Source organism: Desulfobacula sp., assembly GCF_030145145.1.
Taxonomy (GTDB): Bacteria; Desulfobacterota; Desulfobacteria; order Desulfobacterales; family Desulfobacteraceae; genus Desulfobacula.
Genome location: NZ_JAQYWD010000025.1, coordinates 21,124 through 47,811, shown reverse-complemented (window position 1 = coordinate 47,811; position 26,688 = coordinate 21,124). Strand labels below are relative to the sequence as shown.

Here is a 26,688-nt window from a genome sequence, read left to right as displayed (position 1 = left end):
AAAATTTTCGGGGGGTAAAATGAATAAAGCAATTGGCAGAACAGTGGTTGCCGGGGCGGGGTTGAGCGGTATCAGGTCTGCACTGGATCTGGCTGAAACCGGTTATAAGGTTCTCCTCATTGACACATCAGATCACATTGGTGGTCTTCTGTGTCAGCTTGATCACCAGTTTCCCACATCCACCTGCGGATATTGCCGTATGCTGCCCATGTTTGACAGGGACAGGTCTTCCCAGCATTGTTTGAGAAAGGGGCTTGTCCATGAAAATATTGACATTCTTTTGTCAACGGAACTGATATCTGTTGAAGGAGAACCGGGTGATTTAACCGTAACCCTCAAGCAAACCCCTTCCTTGATTGATCCGGACTTGTGCACGGGGTGCGGAGAATGTGAAACGGTTTGTCCTGTTTTTGTCAATGATGCATTTAATGAAGGATTGACAAAAAGAAAGGCGATTTATCTGCCAAGTCCCCAGTCTTTTGCCAATGCCTACACCATTGATTACGCAGCATGCACCCGGTGTGGGGAGTGTGAAAAAATATGTCCCACAGGGGCTGTCAAGTTTATAGAACAGGACAGGGAAACGTTTAAGATCCTGGTGGTGGATGATGAAAAAATCGTTCGGGACTCCATGAAAGAATGGCTCAAGGAAGAGGGATTTTCCGTTTCAACCGCGGATTCAGGACAAACAGCCCTTGACCTGATGGGTTCCCAATCGTTCAATATGATGCTCACCGATATCAAGATGCCGGGTATGGACGGGGTGGCGCTTTTGACCAAGGCAAAACAGATCAACGAGGATCTCTGTGTTATCATGATGACCGCGTATGCCGAGGTTGATTCCGCTGTGGGCGCCATGAAGCAGGGCGCGCTGGATTATTTGACCAAGCCGTTTGATCCGGATGTGCTGATTTCCATGGTGGTGAAAATTTATCATGAATTTGAAATTGCTGAAGCACGGGTTGAAAAGGTCGATGCCCTTATTCTTTCCGGGGGGACACAATTTTTTCGTCCTGAACTGGGAAAAAATTCTTATGGATATGGTGTTCTGCCGGGGGTGATAACCGGACTGGAGTTTGAACGGCTCATCAGCGGTACCGGGCCTGGTTTAGACCCCGGTAGTGGCAGGCTGCTGCATCCACAAACCGGCAAACCCGTGCGAAAAATGGCTTGGATTCAATGTGTGGGATCCCGGGATGTCCATTCCGGGGCATCTTTTTGTTCCTCTGTCTGCTGCATGATTTCCATAAAAGAAGCCATCCTGGCCAAAGAAAAGTTTGGCCGGGATCTTGAAACCACGATTTTTTACATGGATATGAGAACCATTGGCAAGACGTTTGACGGCTATCGGCTGACTGCCCAGGAAGAAAAGGGGGTCAGGTTTGTCAGGGCAAGGATCCACTCCCTTTCTCAGGACAGTCAACATGCAGACAAAGGTCTCCATGCCCGATATGTAGATCTTGGGGGCATTGTGCATGAAGAGGATTTTGATCTGGTGGTTCTGGCCACCGGCCAGCGACCGAATCAACAGATGGCAGACCTTGCCGCAAAAAACAGTATCGGCACGAACGCCTGGGGATTTATTGAAACCCAGCCGTTTTCAATGACCCGGACATCAAGGGCAGGGATTTTATCCGGCGGATCTCTTTCCGGACTGAAGGATATCAGTGAATCGGTTACCTGTTCGTCTGCTGCAGCGTTAGGTGCCTGTAAAGTCATGCACGCTGCCGGGAAACGGAGACGTCCTGAAAGTGATGGGGAAATACCAGTGGATTTGGCCAGGGAAACGCCAAGAATTTTAACGGTGCTGTGCCGTTGCGGCAGTGATTTTTCTAAAAAGCTTGATGTTGAAGTTCTAGAGGCGGGTCTGGCCAGAATTCCGGAAATCGAATCCCTGGAAATAATGGATAACCTCTGCACAGAAGAAGGATGGACAACTTTAATAGAGATGATTGAAAAAAAAATGCCCAACCGGCTTGTCCTGGGATCATGTCTGTCCTGCAGTCACAAACAAAAAATCAAACAACTTGAAACATCAACAGGACTCGCTTCAAACCTTATTGAAACAATGGATATGGTGTCTGTTTTAAAACGATATCCCGGGTCACACATCCGGGAGGCCACCCAGGGGATTGAAAGAGAGTTGAAGATTTTGATATCAAAGTCCCGGTTTAAAAATCCCGTGCCAATGGAACGGGTTGCATCCAATCAGGCCGCCCTGGTCATTGGGGGGGGGATCGCAGGTATCACGTCGGCCCTGTCCATCGCGGATTGCGGATACCATGTGGACCTGATCGAAAAAGGGGAGTCCATTGGCGGGAATCTCTTGTGGATGGACAAGACCGTTGACGGCCTGGATATCCAGGCGTATCTGGACGAATGCGTCAAACGACTTGAGTCCCACGAGCAGATTACGATTCACAAACAGACAAGGGTGGCGAGCACTGCCCAGCGTCCGGGAGAATTTGCCACTGTGTTACAACATGAGGACAAAGGGCACCAAACACTTTTACACGGGGTGACCATTCTGGCCACAGGGGGAAATCAAGCCCCCCTTGAACCGGCTGTGGGGGATTCCCAGTACAACGTGTTCACCCAGAAAGAATTTGAGATGGCCATTCAGGATCAAACCATACATCCGGAACAATTGAACAGTGTTGTCATGATCCAGTGTTCCGGAACAAGGGATGAACGACGGAATTACTGCTCCAGGATCTGCTGCATCAGGGCATTGAAAAATGCGCTTTTCCTGAAAGAAAAAAATTCGGATACCCAGGTCTATATCCTTTACAGAGACATGATGAGCTATGGATTCTTTGAAGACTATTATACCCGGGCAAAAACCCTTGGGGTGATTTTCTTCCAGTATGATTTGGAAAACAAACCCGTGACGGAATTTACGGACGGCCACTGTTTGGTTAAAACCCATGACCTCCTGCTGGATATGCCTGTGGAGATTGAGGCCGATTGTGTTATCCATGCGACGGGGATTTTGCCGGATCTTCCCGAAGCACTGGCAGATCAATATGGTGCAGCACTGGATGGTTTCCATTTTTTTAAGGAAGCGGATTCAAAATTTCGACCGGTGGACAGCATGAATTACCGGGTTTTTTCCTGTGGGTTGTCATTAAAACCATGTACCATTGAAGAAGCTGTTTCTTCAGCCGAAGCTGCAGCCATAAGGGCTGTCCGGGTGCTTGCCCATGAACGGCTGGTGTCCGGGAAAACCGTGGCAACGACCCGTACCGCGACCTGCAGTCTGTGTGAGATGTGTGTGGATACGTGTCCCTATGGTGCCCGGTTTGTTGACAGCCTGGAAGAAAAAATTGTGATCGACCCGGCTGCCTGCCAGGGATGTGGCGTGTGTGCGGCTGTCTGTCCCAGCGGTTCTGCTGTTTTAGAGGGGCTTGGCAGTCAACAGATGCTGGATGCTATTGATATGGCTTTGTCGTGATATGTTCAGTGACCCGGGCCGGCGTGTTGTAGAGAAGATCAAGTGATGAGGTGATCATAAAAATAAAAAGGGGAAATATTATGGGGCAGACAACGAATGATCGTCTGTTGGCAATGACTGAAACGGCCAAGGAAATGGTCGGCACCTGCATTCAATGCGGTACCTGCACAGCATCCTGTCCGAATACTGAATTCATGGACATCACCCCCAGGCATATGTGGCGGTTGCTGCTGACAGATCATATGGACGCAATTTTTTCAAGCAAATCCTTTATTATGTGTTCCTCCTGCTATTATTGCACATTAAGATGTCCCCGGGGGCTTGAGCTGACCGCTGCCATGAGCCTGTTGAAACAAGCAGCATCAAAATTGGAATTAAAGCAGTTCCGACGATCTTCCCTTTTCTATAAATCTTTTCTGGACAGTGTTAAAAAACATGGAAGGGTCAAGGAAATGGAATTTATGACCCAGTATTTTATGGCAATGAAAAATCCTGTGTTGCCGTTCGCCTACGCCGTTTTGGGACTTAAACTGTTGTCCAAAGGAAAGGTCCACCCTGAATTTCCCTTCGGCAGCAAGGGGAAATTAACTGCATTGTTCAATAAAGTTGCCGAACTGGAGGGATGAGATGAACTATCTATATTACCCGGGCTGTTCGTTGGAAGGCACTTCAGCTGAATATGATATTTCCACAAGGCTGTTAATGGCAGCGGCCGGTGTTCAACTGGAAGAAATTGAGGATTGGAGCTGCTGCGGGGCGACTGCAGCGGAGTCCCAAAGCCATTTGCTGTCCTATGTGCTGCCGGCAAGGAATCTGGCCCTGGCAGAAAAAATGAACCGCTCAAAAGAGATCCTTGTGCCGTGCAGTGCCTGTTACCTGAATCTTAAAAAAACCGAGGCAATCATCAAAAAGGACAAGCCGCTATTAAAAAAAATTAATACCGTACTTGCCGAGGAGGATCTTGTTCTAAAAGGGGAGATGAAGGTCCGGCACCTGCTGGATGTTCTTTCAAATGATGTGGATATCGAAAAAATTAAAGCAGGGTCTCACCATAAAATGAAGGATCTTGTTGTCGCACCCTACTATGGATGTCAGTGCTTAAGGCCTTTCAAGATTTTTGATGATCCGGAAGATCCCCATTCCATGGATGCATTGATCCAGGCAACAGGGGCAAGCGTTTTTGATTGGGATATGGGGGGGCAATGCTGTGGTGCATCCAATACCAGCACAAAACCGGAAGCCGGCATGGCGCTTGTGGGAAATATATTGAAAGCGGCCCATGGGGCTGATGCTATTTTAACGGTCTGCCCCATGTGCCAGATGAACCTTGAAAGCAACCAGAAAAAGATATCTCATAAAGAAGGGCTTGATCTTGATATACCGGTTCTATTTCTGCCACAATTTTTAGGTCTTGCCATGGGAAAGACGTTGACCGATGTCCGGCTGGATTTAAATCTTTCCAATACCCGTGCGTTCACTGAAAAGGCCATATGAGTGATTTTGTTAAATATTTAAGACACAGCCTTGTATCAAAACTGATCATTATTGTCGGACTGACGGTTGTTCTTTCCATTTCTGCCTGGGCATACTTCAATATCAATCATATCCGGACCCAGATGATGAAAACCCTTATGGACAGTACGGACAGACTGTCAAATTCCATCAAGCTTGGCACCCATTATGCCATGATGCTGAATTCAAGGGATGACATTACACAGATTATTAATAATATTGCCACCCAGCCGGGAATAGAAACGATTCGAATATACAATAAAGAGGGTCAGATAAAATTTACCAATCAGGAAGAAGAAATCGATACATTTGTTGATATCAAGGAAGTGGCCTGTGAGATTTGCCATCATCAGAACCCGCCATCGGATCAAATCGGGCTGGCGCAGCGGACACGGTTTTTTCGATCTGAAAAGGGCCACAGGCTTTTGGGGATTGTTCAGCCCATCTGCAATGAGCCCAGCTGTGCCACGGAGTGCCATTTTCATCCCGGGCATCAAAAGATACTGGGGTCACTTGATGTGGTGGTTTCCCTTGAGCAATCAGACCATCAAATGTTGAAACTTGAAAAGGGGATCATCAAGCTGGCGCTTTCGACTATTTTCATCATATCTGTGATCATTTTTTTTTCCATTTTACAATTTGTAAAAAAGCCGATCAAGAAGCTGATTGAGGGGACCCAGAAAATTGCGGAAGGGAATTACAACCAGGCTATTGATATTGGAAATGATTATGAAATCGGTCTTCTCAGTACGGCCATAAAAAAAATGGGCACCCGGATCGGTCTTGATCAGGCAGAATTAAAAAAGCAGAGAAACGAATACCAGTCACTTTTTGAAACCGCCCCCTGCATGATTACGGTTCAGGACAAAGACTATCGGTTGTTAAGATGGAATAAGGTATTCCAGGACAGGTTTGATCCCAAGCCCGGATCCCTGTGTTATCATGCCTATAAAGGCCTGGAACAAAAATGCATCAATTGTCCGGTTGAAAAAACCTTTATGGATGGAAAATCTCATTATGGCCAGGCCGAAGGCATGGGGAAAAATGGTGAAAAGAATTACTGGATGTTTATTACCTCTCCCATAACAGATGCAGACGGAAATATCATTGCCGCCATGGAGATGAGCATTGATATCACCCAGAGGCGACGGCTTGAAAAAGAGCTTAAAAGCTCTGAGGAAAAGTATCATGCCATATTTAACAATATTTCAAATCCTGTGTTTGTAATCGAGTTTCAATCCTTTGAGGTCCTGGATTGCAATATTAAAGCGGTTGAAGTGTATGGGTATTCGAAAAATGCCTTATTAAAAAAAATATTTTCCGAATTCTTTATCGAAAAGGAAAAAGCAGAGCTGATTAAAAAAATGAAGTCTGGCCAGGAAATCAACAAGGTGAAACACCTCATTGCCCGGGAGCGATTCATCTATGTTGATATGTGGGTATCGCCGTCTAAATATTCCGGCCAGAAAGTGCTGCTGGTTACCATAAATGATATTACCCGGCGGCTTAAAACAGAACAGCATATGATGCACGCCAGTAAAATGGCCACCCTGGGTGAAATGTCAACCGGGATTGCCCATGAATTGAACCAGCCCTTATCGGTGATTAAATCCTCCAGCAGTTTTTGTATGAAAAAAATGCGGAAAAATGAGAAAATTGATAAGGATATTTTTCACAAGCTGATTTTGAAAATTGACAGCAATGTGGACCGGGCGGAAAAGATCATTCATCACATGCGCCAGTTTGCACGGAAATCGGAAATCAAACTGGTTCGAACGAATGTGAATAGTGTCCTCCAAAGAACATTTGAAATGTTTAACCAGCAGCTTAAAATTCATGGCATTGATGTTGTCTGGGATAAAAATGAAGACTTGCCGGAAATACTGGCCGATCCGGACCGGCTTGAACAGGTATTTATCAATCTTGTGATTAATGCAAAAGATGCCATTGAAGAAAAATGGAAAAAAGAAGGCATAAGACCTGGGGGTGTTGACAGGATTACCATCATCACCAAAATTATTGAGGATATGGTTACCATTGAAATTCACGATACCGGTATCGGGATTCAGCAAGCAACCGCAGATAAGCTGTTTGAACCGTTTTTTACCACCAAAGAAGTGGGAAAGGGGACCGGTCTGGGGCTGTCCATCAGTTACGGCATTATCAAAGAGTGCTCCGGTACAATTCAGGTCGAGCAGGGAAAACAGGGCGGAGCGATCTTCGTGTTATCCTTTCCCGTGCCGGATACATCTGAAGAGGATATTGTATACGAAACGTAACCGAATTGAGGGAACATGATTGATCGAAGCCAGGTGTCCATATTAATTGTTGATGATGAAGAAGATATCCGGGATATTCTTGAAATTGCACTGATGGATATCGGATATGTCGTCTTTCTTGCTGAAAATGGTGAAAAGGCGTTTGAGATATTCAAATCGAAACAACCGGATATTGTCATTACCGATATTAAAATGCCGGTGATGAACGGTATTGAATTGTTACGACAGATTAAACGCGAAAATCCGGCAACAGAAGTGTTAATGATCACCGGGCATGGGGACATGGACCTGACCATTCGCAGTCTCAAATATGAGGCCATCGATTTTATCACCAAACCCATCAATGTGGATATCCTTGAAATCGCCGTTGAAAAGGCCGTTGAAAAAATTATCTCACGGCAAAAACTTTTGGAATACACTCAAAAACTTGAACTTCTCATCCTTGAAAAGTCCAAAATGGCCGACCATTTGTCTTCTCTGGGATTGATGATCGGCACCATCTCGCATAATATCAAGGGGCTGTTGACCAATCTTGACGGGGGGGTGTATGTGGTGCGATCCGGCTTGAAAAAAAAGGATACGAATACTGTCCAGGAGGGTGTGGACCTGCTCGAACAGGCCATTGAGCGGATAAAGAAGATGATCATGGATATTTTATTGTATTCCAAGGAAAGAAAACTCAATCGGACCGTCATTGATACCAGGGGGTTTATGGGTCAGATCAAACAAACGATTGAATTGAAACTGAAAGGAACAGGCATCGCCTTTCATTGCAATGATACCCAGTGCCCTGAAACCATGCGCCTGGACGAAGAATTTTTCATGGCAGCCTTGATTAATATTTTAGACAATGCCATTGATGCCTGCCTGGCGGATGGGGATAAAAAAGAGCATGTTATCCGGTTTGAAATTTTAAAAAAGACAGATCAACTGGTGTTTCACATTCACGATAATGGCTGCGGCATGGACACTCAAACAAAAGAAAAAATATTTAATTTGTTCTTTTCTTCAAAAGGGACAAAAGGAACCGGCTTTGGCCTTTATATTTCAAACTCCATTATCAAACAGCATGGGGGATCCATCCATGTGATGTCTAAAAAAGGAAAAGAAACCGACTTTAAAATAATCTTGCCGGATGATACCTGATTAATGATTCTCCATTGGGTCATGTTCATCCTGAGTTTTTCTTGCGGTCATTATTTTTATGGGGTAATATAGACCCCATATGATTTCTTTGCACCACAGGCTTAAACTGATTTATAAACACTGCATGGGTACATATGGAGGGTGATGATGAATTTGGAAAAATATAAACAAGTGATTTCAGATGCCATTGACGCTGAAATCGCGGCAAAACAATTTTATGAACAGGTTGCCAGGAGGATCAAGAACGCTCATCTCAAAGAGTTGTTTGAAAAATTTGCCGGGGAAGAAAAAAAACATGAAAAAATGCTCACAGGCATCTTGAACAGAGAAAAAATGGACACTGCTTTCTTTAATTTTGACAAGGATTTTAAAGTGTCGGAAACCATTGAAATGCCTGAAGTAAATGAAGACATGGACCTTAAGGGTGCCATAGGGATTGCCATGAAAAATGAAGAGCTTGCCATGAAGAATTATACAGCCCTGGCTGAAAATTGCGATGATCAAGAATTAAAAGCAGTTTTTATGGATCTTGCTGCCATGGAGCGGAATCATAAATTCAAAATGGAAGAAAGCTTTATGGACGTGGCCTATCCCGAAGTCTGGTAGGCAATGCCTTTTTGAATATTTTTTTGAGTGGAATACCCCACGGCTTGCTGTGGGGTATTCGTTTATCCTAAAGCATCCATCTGGAATTTTTTTCGGTTTTTAAATTTCTTTGGGCTTGCACAACCTGTCTGATGATATCGCCACCCGACCGCACCCCTCACAGGTATATTTTAATTTTCCCAGCATGGGTTTACAGATATGTTTGGCATCCGTGGAAGATACGCCGCAGTCTTCACAGGTATATGCTTTTGTTAGTTTCACCGGGTCGCACAAATGCCCTTGGTCCTTTGCCACTTTGCCGCAGGTTTTGCAGGTATGAAGTTCTGCCATGGGTCACCTCTTTTATTAAGTGATTCATTATAAATGTTTGTGAACAGGCTTAGGTATACTATTGCGATGAAATATAGAGATGTCAAGTTTATGTTTTTTAAATCAGCAAATATTCTGTTTAATCTTTTTCCACCTGTTATTTTGTAAATCAATGATTACAATGTTAGTCAAACCTAGTATGAATTTGGTCGGGAAGACCACTGAACGGCCACTATTTAGTGCCTGAACGGAAACCCGTGTTTGGACGGAAAGTTGCCCATATGCAAGGCGCAAGAAATTCTGAAACCGGAGTGTACTAGTGTACATGAGGATTTCAGAGTTTTGCAGCAACGCAGCAGATGGGTGAGTTTCCGTTCAAACACTATTTAGAGATTAAAAGGGGAGACATTACACCTATGACACCTAAAAGAACATATCATACCCTGGAAACATTGACATTTGACAATCGGTTTGTCCGGGAGTTGCCCGGTGACCCGGATATGGCCAATACCCGGCGTCAAGTGACAGGGGCCTGCTATTCCCGGGTGACACCCACACCAACAGCTGACTCCAGGCTTGTTGCGTTTTCCCCGGCAGCGGCCCGGCTCATGGATTTGAAAGATGAAACCTGTCAATCAGATTTTTTTGCCCGGGTTTTTACCGGGAATTATCTCTTGCCGGGGATGGATCCCTTTGCCATGTGTTACGGGGGGCATCAGTTCGGCAACTGGGCCGGTCAGCTGGGAGATGGACGGGCGATCAACCTGGGAGAGATTATCAATCAGCGGGATGAACGGTGGATGTTGCAGCTGAAAGGCGCCGGTCCCACGCCTTATTCCCGGACGGCCGACGGGTTGGCCGTGCTCCGCTCTTCCATCCGGGAATTTTTGTGCAGTGAGGCCATGTTTTACCTGGGGATACCCACGACCCGGGCCCTGAGCCTGACCCTTACAGGAGAAGCCGTGGAACGGGATATGTTTTATGATGGTCATCCCAAACTGGAACCGGGTGCGGTTGTCTGCCGGCTTTCCCCATCTTTCACCCGGTTCGGTAATTTTCAAATCCTGGCGGCCCGGGGGGAAAACAGCCTTCTGCAACGTCTCATGGATTACACGATCACAACGGATTTTCCTCACCTGGGAACGCCATCCCAGGAGGTTTATGAAGCCTGGTTCCGGGAGGTCTGTAAACGGACCATGGACATGATCCTGCACTGGATGCGGGTGGGATTTGTCCACGGGGTAATGAATACGGACAATATGTCTATTATGGGGCTGACCATTGATTATGGCCCCTATGGCTGGCTGGAAGACTACACTCCCGGATGGACACCCAACACCACAGATGCCGCCGGCCGCCGATACTGCTTTAAAAATCAACCCCAGATAGCGCTGTGGAACCTGGGGCAGCTGGGCAATGCCATTTTTCCGGTGGTCAAGCACCTGGAGCCGATTCAGGCGGCTGTTGATGATGCCCTGGCATATGTCCAGCAGGGCCAGAATGCCATGATGGCTCAAAAGCTGGGATTTCAACACTTTGAACCCGCTTCTGACGCCGCCATAATCGCAGACCTGCTTGAGGTTCTTCAGCAGGTGGAAACCGACTACACGCTTTTTTTTCGGGGACTTTCCCTTTTGACTGCCCCGGAAGAATTGTCTGAAAATAAGGTTCCCTCTTTTTTGGAAACCGCCTTTTATGCCCCGGACCGCATCACCCGGGCCCAGGTGATGCGGTTGAATGCCTGGCTTGCCCTTTATCAAAAAAGAATAGCCCAGGATAAGGGTTCCCCCGGGGACAGAAGGCAACGAATGAACCGGGTAAATCCTAAATATGTCTTGAGAAATTACCTGGCCCAGACCGCCATTGACCGGGCTGAAAAAAATGATTTTTCCCGGGTTTGGGAATTGCTTGATGTGATGCGAAAGCCGTATGATGAACAACCGGACCGGGAAGAATTTGCAGAAAAAAGGCCTGAATGGGCTCGCCACAGACCTGGCTGCTCTATGTTGTCCTGCAGTTCCTGACACATTTTAGCAACACCGAGGTAAGAAATATTTGGAAGAGGGAGTTGTGGCTGGAGAATGGAAAATTATTCTCCAGCCGGTTATGGAGGTTAAAGGGCCGTTTCCGGGTGAAAAACGTTTACTTCTTTTAAGTCATCACCCAGATATTCCCTTTCATTTGGTCCCAATATTCCTAATGAAAGGCAAATTAAAGTCCACAAATGAACTACAGGATAATTTCCACCATAATGCTCACTCAGTTCATGGATCTGAGCATGGCAATTGTGACAGCCTGCAATACAATAATCGGCCCCGGTGGCTTTAATCTGTTGATCTTTTAATCTTCCGTATTCGAGGCGTTCGTCTTTAAATCCGGATTGAAGGAAACCGCCGCCGCCACCGCAACAATAATTATTGGATCTGTTGGGCTGCATATCGATAAAGTTTTCTTCTCCGACAATGGATTTGACAACGAACCGCAAATCTTCGGCAATGGGGTCCCCATAGCTTTTTCTGACAATTTGACAGGGATCCTGTACGGTAAATTTTATTTTAAGGTCTTTATTCCAGTCGGAATTGACCTTTAATTTTCCTTCACGAATCCATTTTGCATAATATTCATAAATGTTTTTGATTTCAAAGTTATGTTCAAGATTGTATTTTTTCACTCCGGCCCGGACTGAAAAGGTAACGTGACCTCACTCGGTATTGAGAAAGGTCTTCACCCCCAGCTTGTTGGCCTGATCCACACTTGTGCCTGTCGTCTGTTTCCAGGCATCATCATCTGCCAGGAACATGCAATAGTTTTCACCCCCCCAGCCACGACTGCCATAGGTCCAGTCAACGCCTGCCAGGTGAAGGATTTTCCAAAGGGGTACCATTTCATCCGGTTCTGTCACAGGTTCCCGGGAGTTCTGGTTCAAGAAAAATTCGGCACCTTCTTTGTCAATGGGTGCCTGCATATCTTCAAACTCCGGCTGGGCCTCCTGATACTCTTCCAATACGTCTCCGACAACAAACTCAAAATCTTCTGGGGTGGCTCCCATGGCACTGCAACTTTCATTTCTTAAGGCCATGTCACAGGACCCGAGAATTCCTGTTGGTCTTTCTTCTCTGGGGCGTAATTTTCTTGCATTAAAGATCAATTGGGGGATATCGATCTGCATGGGACATACATAAATGCAACGTTGACACATCGTACACATCCAGGGCCAGTTAGATTTGACAATTTCCTCATCCATACCTAACGCAGCCATTCGAAGAAATTTTCTAGGATCCATATTCTCAAGTCCTGTGGCAGGACATCCTGAGGCGCATGCGCCGCAAGTTAAACAGGCGTTTAAATTACCGCCGTCCGGCAGTAATTCTTTGACTTTATCTAAAAAAATTCTGCTTCGTTTCCTATTTCCAAGCTTAATGACAGCTTCTGCCATTGATCTATCCTTTCTATTATTTAGTGGTAATCGTGGGTACCGACAATAACCTCAATTCCAGTCTTCTTTTCTATGATGTCTGCCAGGTCTTTTGCGCCGGTATAAGGACATCCCGGTACCGCATTGGCCAGGCAGGTACTCAAATATATTTTATCCGGCTTGATTTCAGACAATTTTATTGCCATGCCGATACTGGGGATAACCGTTCGTCCGGGACATTCGCATTTGATAAAGGCAACAACTTGTGATGGGTTCTGGAATGTACCGTCACCCTGGGAGGCTGCTTTCAGACACCGCCATTCGCCAGGGCAACCATATCCCTGATCCATGTATGACCCGCATCCGACAACCGCTACGTTTTCCATTTTTAGGTCTCTCCTTGCTTTAAAATCATCTTTACATCGCAATTCTAAATAGGAAAAGCACAATGCATGCCAAAAAGGGAGTCAATTGCTTTTTTTTAAAAAGCTTATAAATTTAGAGGGTTATGTTTTTGGGGATTGCCTGTTTTATTTTATAGGATTGCAATCGTGCGACTATTCATTCAAAAACGGTGTTAAATCTGCGACATGTTTGCTGGAGAAGGATTGAAATACAACCCTAATGAGGATCGCTGTGTGGCGGATTTGTCCCTTGACATTCTCCTGCAATGTTATACTATTTATTTGTGTGCTGAGTTTAGTCAGTGCAACGGTTTCTTTCTCAAGGTGTATTCCCGAAAAAAATGGCATTACTCCTCAAGTTTGGAACACGATTATTTATTTTATTACAGGAGATTGCCAGTATGGCTAAAGGTATCGTAAAATGGTTTAATGACGCAAAAGGATTTGGGTTTATTGAGCAGGAAGATGGAAATGATTTGTTTGTACATCACTCAAGTATCAATGCAACAGGGTTTAAATCCCTGAAAGAAGGGGATCATGTTACATTTGATATTGAACAAGGGCAAAAAGGTCCTGCAGCAACGAATGTTACCGTTGACTAAGTGAGTATTTTGTTTGATTAAAATCGTCATTTCAATGACGTGAAAAAAAGCCCTTAACCATTGATCTGGTTGAGGGCTTTTTAAGTTTTTCCCGTTCGATCGTTTCAGTGATAATATTTCAACCCTTATCAAAAAGGCTTTTATTATGGTGAAAAATACAGAAACAACGAAGACAGACACTGTAAAAAAACAGACCCTTGTCACTGCAGTTCTGCTGTCCCTGTGTATTGGATTTATTGCAGGAACGATATATGCCTCGTTTAAACTATCTTCTGACAAACCGGTTCAGCCGCAAGGCAAGGTTGCAATGAATACGAATCAGACAGGGGGGCAACCGGTGAATGCCATCGAGTTTTCTGCAAAAATTTTACCGCTGGAACAATATTTAAAACAACACCCCGAAGATGGCGAGGCCTGGACCCAGCTGGGCAATCTTTTCTTTGATTCAAATCAAGTGAAAGAGGCCATTGATGCGTATGAAAAATCGTTGGCAATTGAGCCGGGTAAGATTGGGGTGATCACTGATCTGGGGGTCATGTACCGGCGAAATAACCAGCCTCGAAAGGCCATTGAAGCCTTTGATAAGGCCATTGCAATCGATCCTTCATTTGAGACGGCACGATTTAACAAAGGCATTGTCCTGTTGCATGACCTGAATGATGTGGCCGGTGGTATCGAGGCATGGGAAGCATTGGTTGCACAAAACCCCCTGGCCATGGCGCCCAATGGTGAATCCGTTGATGCCTTGGTTCAAAGAATGAAAAAGCAGCCATAGAGATGGATTAAAAAAATCCAGACGGCTGCAGCTAAAAGGAAAAGATCAACGTCAGGGAGCCGATGGTCTGGCCCTGTCGCTGATCGTCAAACTGTTTGGTCTTGAAAAGATGACGATAGGTCAGTTTGATCCGGTTAAAGTTGACGGCAAGTCCCACAGAAAGGTCTGCCACCAGCAGTTTTTTATCAACGCTGTGGCTGTGTTTCCAGGTATTACCGTCAAGAAAGATATCATGGAGCACGGCTTCCACCTGGGAACTGGCAAACAGGTGTGCGCCAAATGCAGCCGGTTCTGATGCTGACTGGCCAGTGACAGGGGCACTGACCCCTGCGCCGGCGCGGATCACATCAGACCCGAAATCTTTTGGGATATGATATCCGAGACGGATTTCACCCCCGGCATTGCCGGAGGTTCTGACATTGCCCAGGGTTATCCCGGCATGGGAAATCAGGTCATACGCCAGGCTGTCTGACAGTTCCATGCTGTGCCGGCGCCATTTGCGCTGCCAGGAAAACCGCACTGCCGGTTCATTGTGAAGCTGGTTGTCCCACCCTTTTGCCGTGGGGATGTCTCTTATTTCATGGACCGTGTTCTGGGCAAATTTGGCTTCAGCCCCAGGACCCACAACGCCCAGGGTGATTTCCAAGGTGTCAAGGACGGCATCGGTTTTACTGTGCAGGGCCAGTCCACCATACAGGAAACCAGCATATGGCCGGTCCTTTTCAAGCAATGTCGGTGTCTGGATATCCGATGGGGTAAAGATCTGCTGTCCTACCAACAGACCCACCGTATGGATACTTCCCGGATCACCTGAAAAGGGGATGGCCCGGATAATGGGAATGGACCATTCCGGCAGGCGCACGTCATCCGCATATTTTTTCAGGTCTTTGGAAAGCCAGGTGATTTGTATGGCATTGGTATAATATTTATCTGTATCGCCAAAAAGATCATTTTCAAAGAAGACCTGAATGGTCTGGAGGTCAGCGGGCTCCCTGGCCCATGCACTGGGTGAAAAAAACAACCCACAAAAAATGATGCAGATACAGCAACCGCGGCTGACAGCACTCGATGAAACCACCATACACCTCCATGGATTAAAACTGTCTATTTAACCCATCCGAAAGAATTAAGAAAGTCTTAAAAGCACTTGGCCTGCTTGATGTATCCTATTTGTTTGACAGATTTGAGGCCAGCACTGCCGCACCAATGGCGCCGTTTTCCTGGGCCAGTTCACCCACCAGGAGTTCAAATCCAAGGCGGTTCTCAAGGGCCGTTACCATGCCACTGTTTTTTGCCACCCCCCCTGTCATCATAACCGGTTCCCGGATGTTTATTTTGTTGGCAAGGATGGCAACGCGGGCTGCAGCAGATTCGTGTAATCCAGCAATAATATTTTCTCTTCGCTGCTGGTTGGCGATCATGGAAATAACCTCAGATTCTGCAAATACGGTACAGATACTGCTGATTTTTGAGGGGGTGTCTGCCCGGCGGCTGAAGTTTCCCAGTTGATCTAATGTCACTTCCAGGGTATTGGCCATGACTTCCAGAAATCGTCCCGTACCTGCGGCACATTTGTCATTCATGGCAAAGTTTTCCACCCGGCCACTGGTATCCAGAAGAATGGCCTTGCTGTCCTGACCGCCAACATCAATGATTCCCCGGATCGTTGGATTCATGAAATAGGCACCGGTTGCATGGCAGATGATTTCCGTCATGGCCTTGTCTGCAAACTCGACACTGGCACGGCCATATCCTGTGGCAACAATGGCGGCAATCTCGGTTTTTACCTGAGCTGTTTTTTCCAACAGCAGATCAAATACCTTGATCCCTGCCGTTACAGGATTATATCCCGTGGGTATGACCTGGGTGCCCAGAAGCTGTCCATCTTTTATCACCGCGGCCTTTGCAGTATTTGAACCGATATCAATGCCGGCATACATCATATCCGTGCCCCCTGTGTTTTACGATTTCCATGAATGCATCAATACGGGTTTCCACCTGGGATTGCGAAAAATTTCCAGGGTCCACCATATCTGCCTCTATCATGAGCACGGGAATATTTGTTTTTTCCCGGACGATTCTCATGATGTCCATCTGGCCGAAAGAGTAGGGCTTGCAAGACCGGTTTGAATGCATCACCAGCCCGTCGGCAGCATACCAGCGAACCATGTCGATCACCTGGTCTGCCATCTGGTCAACACCGATGTTCAGATAAATCCGGGTATAGGCCTGGGCCATGGAATCCAGATAATGATGTTCATCAATATAGTCCAGGGTACCGCACCAGGCAGAGGTATAGGTATCTGCCACCAGGCAGGCATGATGTTCTGAAAATTTGCCGGACATCCATTTGAGTTGATACCAGATGGGCAGGTTGTCCCACAACAGCCGGTAGCGTTCATTGGGAATGCTGCTGATATTGTTTTTTATCCGTTCTTCCATTTCTGCTAAAAGGTCTGTGTAAAAGTCAACAGCGATCTGTGTCCCCCGAAGGGTGACGATCAGGGCCAGGAAAAAAAAAGCATCAAATGCCGACATGGGGGATGGTTTGTGAGCGGTTGTGTTGAGGACTTTTTGCCAGAGACGTTGTGCGTCAATGGAAAGCTTGCCGATGCGAGCCATTTTATCACGATTAAATTTTCGTTTGGTAAGGGTTTCAAGAAAGGCAATATATTCATCTACCTGTGCCTGGACGTACCTGGCGATTTCAGCCGTGTATCCGGTATGGCAGACGGGGGTGTCCAGGATAAACAGGGGAACGTTATAGAACCGTGCCTGGACTTCATACCATTTGAGCACCGTACCGCAGATATTATTGCAGCAGATCAACATGTCCGGTTTGGGCAGTCCGCCCAGGGGGCCACCCTTGAACACAGAGCAGGCGATATCAGCTCTTGCATAGGCACACAGGTCTGAACTGTAGCCCATGTTTTCCGCCTTTTCACAGAGGTTTTCACCCATTTTGGCTGCACCGATCATGGCCCCGTGGTTTTCCGGGTAAACCGGGATGATGTCCATGGCCAGCAATGGTTCGACAGGGCCGCCGGAAGTAATCCAGGCCACCTGTTTGTTGTTCTGGGAAGCGCTCAGCGCATCGATATAATAGTGGGTCATCAACTCCCGCATTTTTTTTGCAGCGGTTATTTTTTTTGTTTCCAAAGGCGTGTCTGGCATGGAAGCGTCCTTTTTTATATCATATGGATAAAGGTTTCAATTCTGGTGGATAACTGCCCGGATCTTTGCTGCTGATCATCCATTTCAAGGACCATATGCTTGATTTTTTTCTCATCAAGGAATTTTTTAAGGTAGGGGGTATCAAAGGCATGGGGATCACAGAATTTTTGAAGCATAAAAATAATTCCATGGGCCGTGTTTTTTTCAGCAAGGGCAAGGAGGTTTTCACCCCGGGCCGTCAGTGTTGTATGTTTGGCCGGGCAGTTCATACGGTCCATATATCTTTCGGAAATGGCAGTCAAAGGGTCTATGTCTTCGGATATTTTTCCTTCAAACCAGCGCTGGCCGGTACAAAGATCATCCCCCACAATTACCCCCCCGGCCGCTTCAATTGCCGTATAAAATACAGGGGAATCACAGATTGACCCTGAAACAACGATTCGCTTGGCACTGGTTACCGGCGGCTGTGTTTGTTCAAGCCGAGTCACAATGACGGGTAACAGATCTGCCACTATATCCCGGTCCATCACCATGGACCCCTTTACAATGGCGTACAGATCACCACCGGTGATCAATCCCGGATTCCGGGAGTTGAGGGTATAGATCGTTGAGAGATGGTTGCGGATCAGATTGACTTTTTTAATGGCATCGCTAAGATCTGCATCAGTGATGGTTTTACCGGTGGCGGCTTCCAGATCTGTTTTAAATCGGGTCAGCACGTCCTTCATATAGGTCCTGGCGCTCTGGGTGTTGAGTTTGGCCGGCAAGACCACATCAGCAAAGAATTCATATCGTCCATTCATGCGCCAGATATCGCTCAATCGCTGGATGGAATCACAGGTATGGGGAAACACGGTGCCGTCAAGGAAGTCCAGTCGTCCTGACAGGCTGTCTTCCAGCACGCCCCTGACAAGGGAGCAGCAATAGGCCTGGAGATGATTCTCGGCCAGGACAATATCTGATTTAGAAGAAAACAGCCGCATGGGGTGACATCCGGCGGCAACGATCAATTCTTCGGGTGCATAGGAACACAGGTATCCAATGATTTTCTTGGACTTTTTTTTGATGGTGTATGCAATGGCTGAAACGTCTCGAATGGCATCATGAAAAGATTCAATTTCCTTCATATTTTTTTCTCCTGATCGGTATCAAACGCATACCATAAACCCCTTTTTCACCCGCGATTGGTCGTTACAATACCCATAAAAATAAGCAGCATGCTAAAAAAATAAAGTATATTAATACTTTCAAGCAAAAAGACATAGGCTAAAAATCCACTGAAAAGCGGGAGTGTATAATACACCATCCCTGCTTTGGCCGGCCCAAGGATAACAACGGCTTTGGTCCAAAAGACAAAGGCCCCCAGGGAGGCAAAAATACCGATATAAAGGATTGCCGGTATGGTGGTCCGGGTTAAAATAGCGTGCTGGATGGTTGTCTGCTCCCACAAAAAAAAGGGAAATAAAAAAAGTAATCCCAATATGAAGATGGACAGTTGTAATGCCATAACACTGATTGCCGCTGGTTTATGTCTCAGAAAAAGACTGTAAACCGCAAATATAATGGAAGCCAGCAGCATCCAGACGTCACCCCTGTTGAAAGAGATATTTAAAAGGGCCGAGAGGCTGCCTTTTGTAATGAGTGTGACCACACCGATTAATACCAGGGTGATGCCGATGCCTTTTTGGGCGGTTATGGGGTCTTTGTACAGAATCCTGGATAAAAGGACAATAAAAACAGGAAACGTGATGGCAATCAGTGAAAGGTTCATGGCGGTTGTCGTGTGTCCGGCAATGTATATCAATGTGTTAAACGTTGTAACACCCAGAAGCGCTGTGATTGAAAAATAGGTGGGATGTTCCTGGATGATGCCCCACTCGCGTATCAACGATTTTAATGCAAACGGCAGGAAAACAATGACTGCCACCAACCACCTGTAAAACGCGAGGCTTACAGGGGGAATGTTGTCATGGAGTCCCCTTGCGATGATAAAATTACCAGACCAGATAGCGGTTGCACCAAAGGCAAACAGGTAACCGATGAGAAAAGATTGTTTTTTGGCCGTTTCAGACATGATGCATTCCCTTTGTTTAATGTCAGGTGACTATAGTGTTTTAACCGGTTAAAATAAAGATACAATTGTTCACCATACACTTATACCTGTTTCACATACTTTGATTAATGGGTATTTGAAATGATGGAATGAGAGGGGGGGCAAAAACAAAATATACCCCCCATTTATCATTGATGGAAATAATTTAGATAGCGTGACCGACGGTTTAACCCTTAATTTCTTAAAATAAATATACTGATTTTTATCTGCTTAATCTGGGATATACTCCCAGATCCAGCCAATGTTAAGTGCCTTTAATTTTTTCCAGATAAGGAACAGGCTGAAGAAACCAAGGCTCAATAAAAGGATGTGAATAAACCCCGGGGCAGGATAAAAATAAATTGTAATGGGGTGTAAATCAATGGTAACCGGCATTGTGTGCATCGCTTTAACCCCTTCATTTATCATTATATCCATGGCCTGGCAGATGCCGGTAATCCCGAAAAAAAATGATCCTGCTAAAAACATATATTTCATTAAAATCTCCTGATAAGCGCTAATATCAATGGGTCCAGCCTGATGAACACCTGCAGACTGGGTGGTTTGATAATGATAGACAGCAAATTACATGCCATGGAGACCCGTGGCCGTTCATTGTCATGGAACAGATTAAAATAACAGGTGTTATGAAATTTTAAACAGAAAGCCAATACCTAAAAACGGGGAAAATATGAAAATAATGTAATTGTTTTGAGAAATTTTTTTCTTACCGGCAGTGTCATCTGTGCCTCACCTTTCTTTACGGTCACTTTGGCCCCTGCATATGTCACAAAAGGTCGATAAGTGTCAATTCTTCCCCCGAAAAAAAGAAAAGAAGATCCCCAGGACACAGAGAATAGATGAAATGGTAAAGCAGATTCGTAAACTGTGTAAAAACAGATCATAATTGGCCGGTGTTATTTCCTCGCGCCCGATGAAAATTGAAAAAATAACCATGGCCACTGCCATACTGGTCATCTGCCCCAGCAGCCGCATCGTTCCCACCGTGCCCGAGGCAATACCTAAAAATCGTTTTTCAACAGATCCCATGATAGCGCTCATATTGGGAGACGAAAACATGGCAAATCCGAATCCAAGGATAATCAGGGTGCCAATAATATAGGGAATTGATGTCGTCCGGTTTATAAACTGAAAAAGAAACAACCCTATAGCGGTTATGGCCATGCCCGAGGTGGCTATTTTCCTGGGCTCTATACGGTCTGACAACTGACCGGCTAAAGGGGAGAAAACCGCCATCATAACCGGCTGGGCAATTAGGACAATCCCTGCGGTCTGTGGGGTCATGCCCTTGATATATTGCAGATAAAGACTCAGCAGGAATGCAACCGCAAATGTGGCAGAATAATTGATCAGCGCAGCAATGCTTGAAAAGGCGAACAGTTTATTTTCACGGAAAAGGCGGATATTAACAACCGGGAGTTTAACGCGCAGCTCAAACCATATGAAAAATCCCAGGCATAAAAGGCCGAAAATAATCAGATAGACCGCGTTGATATCCGGCAGGACAGATGCGCCGTATATCAGTGAGAGGATGGCAATGCTGTACAGGATACTGCCGGCCACATCAAAGGTTTCTCCTTTTGCATCAGCCCATTCTCCCTTCAGATATTTTGAGGCGATATAAAGCGATAGGAGACCGAATGGCGCTACCAGAAAAAACAGGCTTCGCCACCCGATGTGCTGGGTGAGTATGCCGCCTACAAAAGGACCTGCCGACAAACCAATATAAACGGCAGAAACATAAATTCCCATTACGCGTCCTCTTTTTTGCGGCGGAAATACCGAGGTTAAAATAGCGATGCCTGTTGCGGTGAACATGGCAGAGGCAGCCCCCTGGAGCACTCGGAAAAAAATCAGCATCCCCACAGAGGTTGAAAGGCCGGCAAGAACAGATGCGATGGTAAAAAGGGCAAGCCCCCATTTAAACACGCGCTTGCGCCCGTGAATATCTCCAATCCGGCCCGCCGGCAAAAGCATCATTGCCGTTGCAAGCAGAAGGGACGTCGCTATCCAACTGAGCTGGACGGCATCAGCGTTAAATTCTTTCTGGATAGATGGCAGTGCGACATTGACAGATGAAATAATAAACGGCCCCATAAATGATGTCAGTGTGGAGATAAACAGTGTCGCTTTTTCCTGTGCCTGCTGGGTGGACAAAGACAATTCCTTTTTAATTAATTGACCCATATAATTGCCTGTCCGACAGGGGTATTGAAGAATCTTGAATGAACCTCGCATTTACACATTAACAAAAAAAATGTATTCAGGGGAAGGTTTGGTTCTCCTATAAGGCTTTCAAAGTTTCCACCCCCTTTAACAATGACCATATCCACTGAATTCAGTACGTGTAAAAATTTTTCAGAGCATCTTGACAGCACTGTTCCCGGAAGGGGGCCATCTATCCCATTCGTAATGACCTGGGCAATGTCCGGTAATCCCATATCGACGGCTTCATCATATGTGACATCATTTAAGGCCGGGTTTTCCCTTACTGCATAATACATTTCCATATGATATGTTTCGTATAAGGTCTCAATTAAGAGCTTGTCCAGGACCGCTTCACCTGCATTATCGGCAATCACTAAAAGTGATTTTGAATTTTTAAGTTGAGATGACAATTGTTGATAACTTTCAGTATGTAACGGAATATCTTTTGTGGAAGCCATCAGGACTTTTTTCAAATTATTTTCCGGGTTGCCGGATAACATGACATCTATGGTATTTCCAAAAATTGAAAGTTGTGTGGCCATTAAAATCGGGTCATCACAATTTGAAACATGATGTTTTAATTTGTCATAAATGGATAACAATTGTGAGTTTGCTTTTTCTTTTATCGTGATAAAAGGGTCTGCTATGGCTGTTTTATCCATTAATATTATTAATACTTTTTCAACGAGTTCTGCACTTGTAATGTCCCAGATGTTATTTTGCGTCATTATGGACTTAACAAACTCATGATAAATTGTTCTTTGTTTATCCGGTTCAAGGTTAAGAGACCGTAACCCATTTAGACTCATTTGTAATATACACGGAATGCATTCTTCTTCCACTTTCATTTTATTTGCTCCAAGTTTTAATATTGAAATGCCAAGACCAGAAACCATTTTTCCATATCAACTCCTGGATATAATCGTTATCATAATAACCTTGCTAAGGTAACAATTAATTATGGTTTTAGTGATATCCAGGCATGTTTTTTTTGCGTTGTAAACTTTTATACCCACATGTCGGCCTGCCGACACAACGAATAACGAAAATGGTATTATGCCGCCCCGGACCGTCGGCGGCCCATTTGCCCTACCGGTCTAAAGCGCAGGAACTGCGGGCAACCACAGCCAAAAATCCAATCCAGCCGGTGCAAACTTCATAAAGGAATATGCTTTCCTTGTAAAATTTAAATACCGCTTTATTGTTTACACAAACAATTGTTGCTGAATCTTAAATGATTCAATCAGATGAGATCTAAAAAAAGGAATCTTTTTGAATGTCACATATCAATAATCCCATGGAAATCTTTAAGTTGTTGAATGGTTCTAACTGTAAAAAATGCAATGAAAAAACCTGTCTGGCATTTGCAGTGGCTGTGTTTAAGGAAAAAAAACCGATCCATGCGTGCCCCTATTTGGAAAAAGAAGTGGTTGAACGGTATGGGGGGGCAATTGAGAAACCCAATACTATTGATGAATATAAAGCAGAAGCGATTGAAATACTCAAACAAAAGATATCTTTAATTGATATTGCCGAAGCAGCAAACCGTCTAAAAGCCAAGTTTTCCAACAATAAACTTACCATAAAAATTTTTGGTAAGAATTTCAGTATTGATACTCAGGGAAACATATCATCTGAAATTCATATCAATGCATATATGGTGGTGCCGGTATTGAACTATATTTTGAACGGCTCGGGTAAATCTCCCCACGGAAAATGGATAACCTTTCGGGAGTTGGCTGGCGGGCCTTCCCGATATGCTCATTTTCAACAACGTTGTGAAAAGCCGGTAAAGCGGGTTGCCGATACGTATACGGATCTGTTTAAAGATATGCTGGAAATCTTTGATGGAAAACAAATTGTCAGTCCTATTGATTCAGATATTTCAATTGTTTTGTATCCCTTGCCTCTTTTTCCTATAATGGTTTGCTACTGGAAGCCGGAAGATGGTCTTGATGCAAGTCTTCACATCTATTTTGATGTTACGTCTGATGATAATCTTGACATTGAATCCATCTATACGCTTTGTGAGGGTGTTGCTTTGATGTTTGAGAAGATCGCCTTGCGGCATGGTGCTGAATAAACTTTAGGGCTTGGTCCTAACTTCGCCCACTTTTCATATTGATGGTTCGACGGAGTCAGGCTTGTGTTATTGTGCTTTTGACAACAGACTGTAATAGCAAAGAAATTCAGCAAAAGCGTCAATAACGCAAGCCTGACCCCATGTAATTTTAGATGTTGACAAAGACTGTTTATGTTAATATATTCTGATTTAACGATATATAAAAGAAGAGAGTATGATAAACCTTCTTCAGGGAAGCACAAGCAGAATTAAACAAACAACCCTAGCGATAATATGAGGAAAATATGAAAGCATTTATTCGAGTGATGAAAGCATTGTCCGATCCAAATCGGGTCAAAATGATAAAGATGCTGCAATCTCGTCCTCTGTGTGTCTGTGAAATTAAAACAGTTCTGGGGATTGCCCAATCGACTGCCAGCAAGCATTTGAAAATTCTTGAAGATGCGGAGCTGGTAAGAAGCTTCAAAGATGGATTATGGGTCAACTATTCTATTTCCGACGGCAGCGGTTCCCCATATTCTGCCAGCATGATCGGAAATCTGAAGCACTGGCTGGATAATGAATCTGAGATCCGCGAGCTGAATCAAATACTTCCGGGTATTGACCGTCATGATATTGTTGGAAAATAACAGGAAAAAAAATTTACGTTAAAACATCGTTAAATGACCATATATAATTTATAACAGGAGATGTCATGGTATCAAAAATAACCCAACCCATTCAAGGTGGGGGAAAAATAAACAAGATGATGGCCTTAAATTTGTTGATAGCAGCCATTGGTGTGTATCTGTGGTGGACCCTTTACCGGGTGCTGCCAAATCTATCAAAATGGCTCACATATAAACTTTTACCCATTCAAGAAGGATCTCACCTGGGTTCCTCAATTGAATTTTTTCTGTATGATACACCAAAGGTCATGATGCTGTTGTTCCTTGTTGTTTTTGGAGTTGGCATCATCAGGAGCTTTTTTACGCCTGAAAAAACCCGGGCTTTTTTATCTGGGAAAAGTGAATTTGCCGGAAATGTTTTAGCTGCACTTCTGGGAATTATCACTCCCTTTTGTTCCTGTTCAGCCGTACCACTGTTTATCGGGTTTGTCACAACCGGTGTTCCCCTTGGCGTGACGTTTTCATTTTTGATCGCAGCCCCCATGGTCAATGAAATTGCCCTGGGGTTGCTTTATGGTCTGCTGGGATGGAAAGTGGCTGCCATTTATATGGGAACAGGTCTTTTTATTGCGATTTCCGCCGGCTGGGTCATCGGCCGATTAAAACTGGAAGGCCAGATAGAAGATTGGGTAACCCAGACAAATGTGGCAGCCATAGACATGGAAGAAGAAAAACTAACGTGGAATGACCGTATCGTATACGGGTGGGATGCGGTTAAAGAAATCATCGGAAAAGTCTGGATTTACGTGATCCTCGGTATTGCAGTGGGTGCCGGTATCCATGGATTTGTACCGGAAGGGGTCATGGCGTCCATCATGGGCAAAGGGTCCTGGTGGTCGGTCCCCCTTTCAGTCATCATTGGTATTCCCATGTATTCTAATGCTGCTGGTATTATTCCGGTTGTAGAGGCCTTGCTTGGGAAAGGGGCAGCCCTTGGAACCGTTCTGGCATTCATGATGAGTGTCATTGCCTTATCTTTACCCGAGATGGTGATCTTGCGAAAAGTGCTTAAACCAAAACTGATTGCTGTTTTTATCGGGGTTGTCGGCTGCGGTATCCTTTTTGTGGGATATTTATTTAATATGATTATTTAAGGACCACAAATTTTATAAATTGAACATAATAGCTTGCCTTTTGGCCCATATACTGCGTTGTATCAAAGCCTAAATAGACCTGCTATTAAACCTTTGATGCGCCTTGTAGATGAACCAAAAGTCTGCGCTATTTATGTCCAATTTATTTTATCTGCGGTCCTAAGAATACAAAAAAACATAAATTTTAAAGGAGAATATCATGGATATTAAAGTTCTGGGACCTGGGTGTGCAAAATGCAAAAAGACTGAAAAACTGGTTCAGGAGGTGATTAAGGAAACCGGTGTTGAAGCTACAGTTGAAAAAGTAAGCGATATGATGCAGATTGCTTCATATGGTGTGTTTGGCACGCCGTCTGTTATCGTGGACGGAGAAGTTAAATGTGCCGGCAAAGTGCCTAAAAAAGACGATATCAAGAAATGGCTGGGAAAATAAGATAAGGAAAAAAAATGGAACAGGTATTGAAAAATTTCACTTTGGATTTCTTCGGAAAGGGAAAACATAAAGTTTTACCCGCTGTTTTTTTTGAACTGGATGATGTGGTTCTGCTGGATGTCAGATCAAAAGAGGAGGCGGCTTCTTTATCTATTGAACTGGCCCTTCATGATAATGTGCAGTGTCTTAATATTCCCATCAACGAAGTACCGGACAGGTTGAGCGATATTCCCATGGACAGACCCATTGCCGTTTTCTGCCCGGCGGGTGTTCGATCTGCCATTGTTTACAGCTATTTGCTGGCCAAAGGATTTTCTGATGTCCGTATCCTCCATGGCGGGTATCCTGCATTGACGGATGAAGTAATGCCGGGGAAAGTTTTACAGCTCACCCTGCAGGAAATTTAGAGGCAT

25 protein-coding genes are annotated in these 26,688 nt (G+C 45.0%); 14 read left to right on the top strand and 11 right to left on the bottom strand.

The annotated features are described in order from the left end of the window. Positions 1-19 precede the first annotated feature (19 nt). From Q1Q15_RS14990 to Q1Q15_RS14965, 6 genes are all read left to right on the top strand, one after another. The gene (locus Q1Q15_RS14990) at positions 20-3,454 is read left to right on the top strand and encodes a response regulator (protein ID WP_300461543.1); all 3,435 of its coding nucleotides are present in this window, start codon (positions 20-22) and stop codon (positions 3,452-3,454) included. A gap of 80 nt (positions 3,455-3,534) precedes the next feature. Beyond that, on the top strand, positions 3,535-4,080 hold the full coding sequence (locus Q1Q15_RS14985; protein WP_300461540.1) for a 4Fe-4S dicluster domain-containing protein: 546 nt from the start codon (positions 3,535-3,537) through the stop codon (positions 4,078-4,080). Between the two features lies 1 nt (position 4,081). After that, a complete protein-coding gene (locus Q1Q15_RS14980; protein WP_300461537.1) occupies positions 4,082-4,948 on the top strand; it encodes a CoB--CoM heterodisulfide reductase iron-sulfur subunit B family protein in 867 nt (288 codons plus the stop codon). After that, positions 4,945-7,245, top strand: a complete 2,301-nt coding sequence (locus tag Q1Q15_RS14975; RefSeq protein ID WP_300461534.1) for an ATP-binding protein — start codon at positions 4,945-4,947, stop codon at positions 7,243-7,245. Before Q1Q15_RS14980 ends, Q1Q15_RS14975 begins: the two co-directional genes overlap by 4 nt. A gap of 15 nt (positions 7,246-7,260) precedes the next feature. Beyond that, positions 7,261-8,391 (top strand): hybrid sensor histidine kinase/response regulator, encoded by a 1,131-nt coding sequence (locus Q1Q15_RS14970; protein ID WP_300461531.1) that lies wholly within the window; start codon positions 7,261-7,263, stop codon positions 8,389-8,391. 144 nt (positions 8,392-8,535) lie between these two features. Then, the gene (locus Q1Q15_RS14965) at positions 8,536-8,997 is read left to right on the top strand and encodes a ferritin family protein (protein WP_300461529.1); all 462 of its coding nucleotides are present in this window, start codon (positions 8,536-8,538) and stop codon (positions 8,995-8,997) included. 99 nt (positions 8,998-9,096) lie between these two features. Here Q1Q15_RS14965 and Q1Q15_RS14960 read toward each other — a convergent pair whose 3' ends face one another. Next, complete coding sequence (locus Q1Q15_RS14960; RefSeq protein ID WP_300461526.1) at positions 9,097-9,327, bottom strand: hypothetical protein; 231 nt, start codon at positions 9,325-9,327, stop codon at positions 9,097-9,099. A 395-nt stretch (positions 9,328-9,722) separates the two neighbouring features. Between Q1Q15_RS14960 and Q1Q15_RS14955 the strand changes: the two genes are divergently transcribed. Then, positions 9,723-11,330, top strand: coding sequence for a protein adenylyltransferase SelO family protein (locus Q1Q15_RS14955; protein WP_300461525.1), 1,608 nt, complete (start codon positions 9,723-9,725; stop codon positions 11,328-11,330). A gap of 89 nt (positions 11,331-11,419) precedes the next feature. On the opposite strand, the gene Q1Q15_RS14950 is transcribed toward Q1Q15_RS14955, so the two are convergent. Next, positions 11,420-12,742, bottom strand: a complete 1,323-nt coding sequence (locus Q1Q15_RS14950; protein ID WP_300461523.1) for a (Fe-S)-binding protein — start codon at positions 12,740-12,742, stop codon at positions 11,420-11,422. 20 nt (positions 12,743-12,762) lie between these two features. Further along, complete coding sequence (locus Q1Q15_RS14945) at positions 12,763-13,107, bottom strand: CGGC domain-containing protein (RefSeq protein WP_300461522.1); 345 nt, start codon at positions 13,105-13,107, stop codon at positions 12,763-12,765. Between the two features lie 419 nt (positions 13,108-13,526). On the opposite strand from Q1Q15_RS14945, the gene Q1Q15_RS14940 reads away from it, so the two are divergent. After that, complete coding sequence (locus tag Q1Q15_RS14940) at positions 13,527-13,727, top strand: cold shock domain-containing protein (RefSeq protein ID WP_300461654.1); 201 nt, start codon at positions 13,527-13,529, stop codon at positions 13,725-13,727. Positions 13,728-13,872: 145 nt separating this feature from the next. Next, positions 13,873-14,502: a tetratricopeptide repeat protein gene (locus Q1Q15_RS14935; protein WP_300461520.1), complete on the top strand. Its 630-nt coding sequence runs from the start codon at positions 13,873-13,875 to the stop codon at positions 14,500-14,502. A gap of 31 nt (positions 14,503-14,533) precedes the next feature. On the opposite strand, the gene Q1Q15_RS14930 is transcribed toward Q1Q15_RS14935, so the two are convergent. The 8 genes from Q1Q15_RS14930 to Q1Q15_RS14895 form a co-directional block, all read right to left on the bottom strand. Next, on the bottom strand, positions 14,534-15,583 hold the full coding sequence (locus Q1Q15_RS14930) for a lipid A deacylase LpxR family protein (RefSeq protein ID WP_300461517.1): 1,050 nt from the start codon (positions 15,581-15,583) through the stop codon (positions 14,534-14,536). 85 nt (positions 15,584-15,668) lie between these two features. Then, the gene (locus tag Q1Q15_RS14925; protein WP_300461514.1) at positions 15,669-16,445 is read right to left on the bottom strand and encodes an acyl-CoA dehydratase activase; all 777 of its coding nucleotides are present in this window, start codon (positions 16,443-16,445) and stop codon (positions 15,669-15,671) included. Continuing rightward, the gene (locus Q1Q15_RS14920) at positions 16,426-17,676 is read right to left on the bottom strand and encodes a 2-hydroxyacyl-CoA dehydratase (RefSeq protein ID WP_300461511.1); all 1,251 of its coding nucleotides are present in this window, start codon (positions 17,674-17,676) and stop codon (positions 16,426-16,428) included. The genes Q1Q15_RS14925 and Q1Q15_RS14920 overlap by 20 nt, the downstream gene beginning before the upstream one ends. A gap of 14 nt (positions 17,677-17,690) precedes the next feature. Continuing rightward, entirely contained in the window at positions 17,691-18,803 is a 1,113-nt protein-coding gene (locus Q1Q15_RS14915) for a 2-hydroxyacyl-CoA dehydratase family protein (RefSeq protein WP_300461508.1), read from the bottom strand. Positions 18,804-18,850: 47 nt separating this feature from the next. Beyond that, positions 18,851-19,750, bottom strand: a complete 900-nt coding sequence (locus Q1Q15_RS14910; RefSeq protein WP_300461506.1) for a DMT family transporter — start codon at positions 19,748-19,750, stop codon at positions 18,851-18,853. A gap of 249 nt (positions 19,751-19,999) precedes the next feature. Beyond that, the gene (locus tag Q1Q15_RS14905) at positions 20,000-20,266 is read right to left on the bottom strand and encodes a hypothetical protein (protein ID WP_300461504.1); all 267 of its coding nucleotides are present in this window, start codon (positions 20,264-20,266) and stop codon (positions 20,000-20,002) included. Between the two features lie 309 nt (positions 20,267-20,575). Continuing rightward, complete coding sequence (locus Q1Q15_RS14900) at positions 20,576-21,976, bottom strand: MFS transporter (protein WP_300461501.1); 1,401 nt, start codon at positions 21,974-21,976, stop codon at positions 20,576-20,578. Then, positions 21,964-22,845 carry an ARMT1-like domain-containing protein gene (locus tag Q1Q15_RS14895; protein WP_300461500.1) on the bottom strand — a complete coding sequence of 294 codons (882 nt, stop codon included), beginning with the start codon at positions 22,843-22,845 and terminating at the stop codon, positions 21,964-21,966. The genes Q1Q15_RS14900 and Q1Q15_RS14895 overlap by 13 nt, the downstream gene beginning before the upstream one ends. A 428-nt stretch (positions 22,846-23,273) precedes the next feature. On the opposite strand from Q1Q15_RS14895, the gene Q1Q15_RS14890 reads away from it, so the two are divergent. From Q1Q15_RS14890 to Q1Q15_RS14870, 5 genes are all read left to right on the top strand, one after another. After that, a complete protein-coding gene (locus Q1Q15_RS14890) occupies positions 23,274-24,080 on the top strand; it encodes a DUF3786 domain-containing protein (RefSeq protein WP_300461498.1) in 807 nt (268 codons plus the stop codon). Positions 24,081-24,364: 284 nt separating this feature from the next. Next, on the top strand, positions 24,365-24,709 hold the full coding sequence (locus Q1Q15_RS14885; RefSeq protein ID WP_300461496.1) for a metalloregulator ArsR/SmtB family transcription factor: 345 nt from the start codon (positions 24,365-24,367) through the stop codon (positions 24,707-24,709). 65 nt (positions 24,710-24,774) lie between these two features. Beyond that, positions 24,775-25,842 carry a permease gene (locus Q1Q15_RS14880; protein WP_300461493.1) on the top strand — a complete coding sequence of 356 codons (1,068 nt, stop codon included), beginning with the start codon at positions 24,775-24,777 and terminating at the stop codon, positions 25,840-25,842. A 199-nt stretch (positions 25,843-26,041) separates the two neighbouring features. After that, positions 26,042-26,275: a thioredoxin family protein gene (locus tag Q1Q15_RS14875; protein ID WP_300461491.1), complete on the top strand. Its 234-nt coding sequence runs from the start codon at positions 26,042-26,044 to the stop codon at positions 26,273-26,275. A gap of 14 nt (positions 26,276-26,289) precedes the next feature. Beyond that, complete coding sequence (locus Q1Q15_RS14870) at positions 26,290-26,682, top strand: rhodanese-like domain-containing protein (RefSeq protein WP_300461489.1); 393 nt, start codon at positions 26,290-26,292, stop codon at positions 26,680-26,682. Positions 26,683-26,688: the final 6 nt, after the last annotated feature.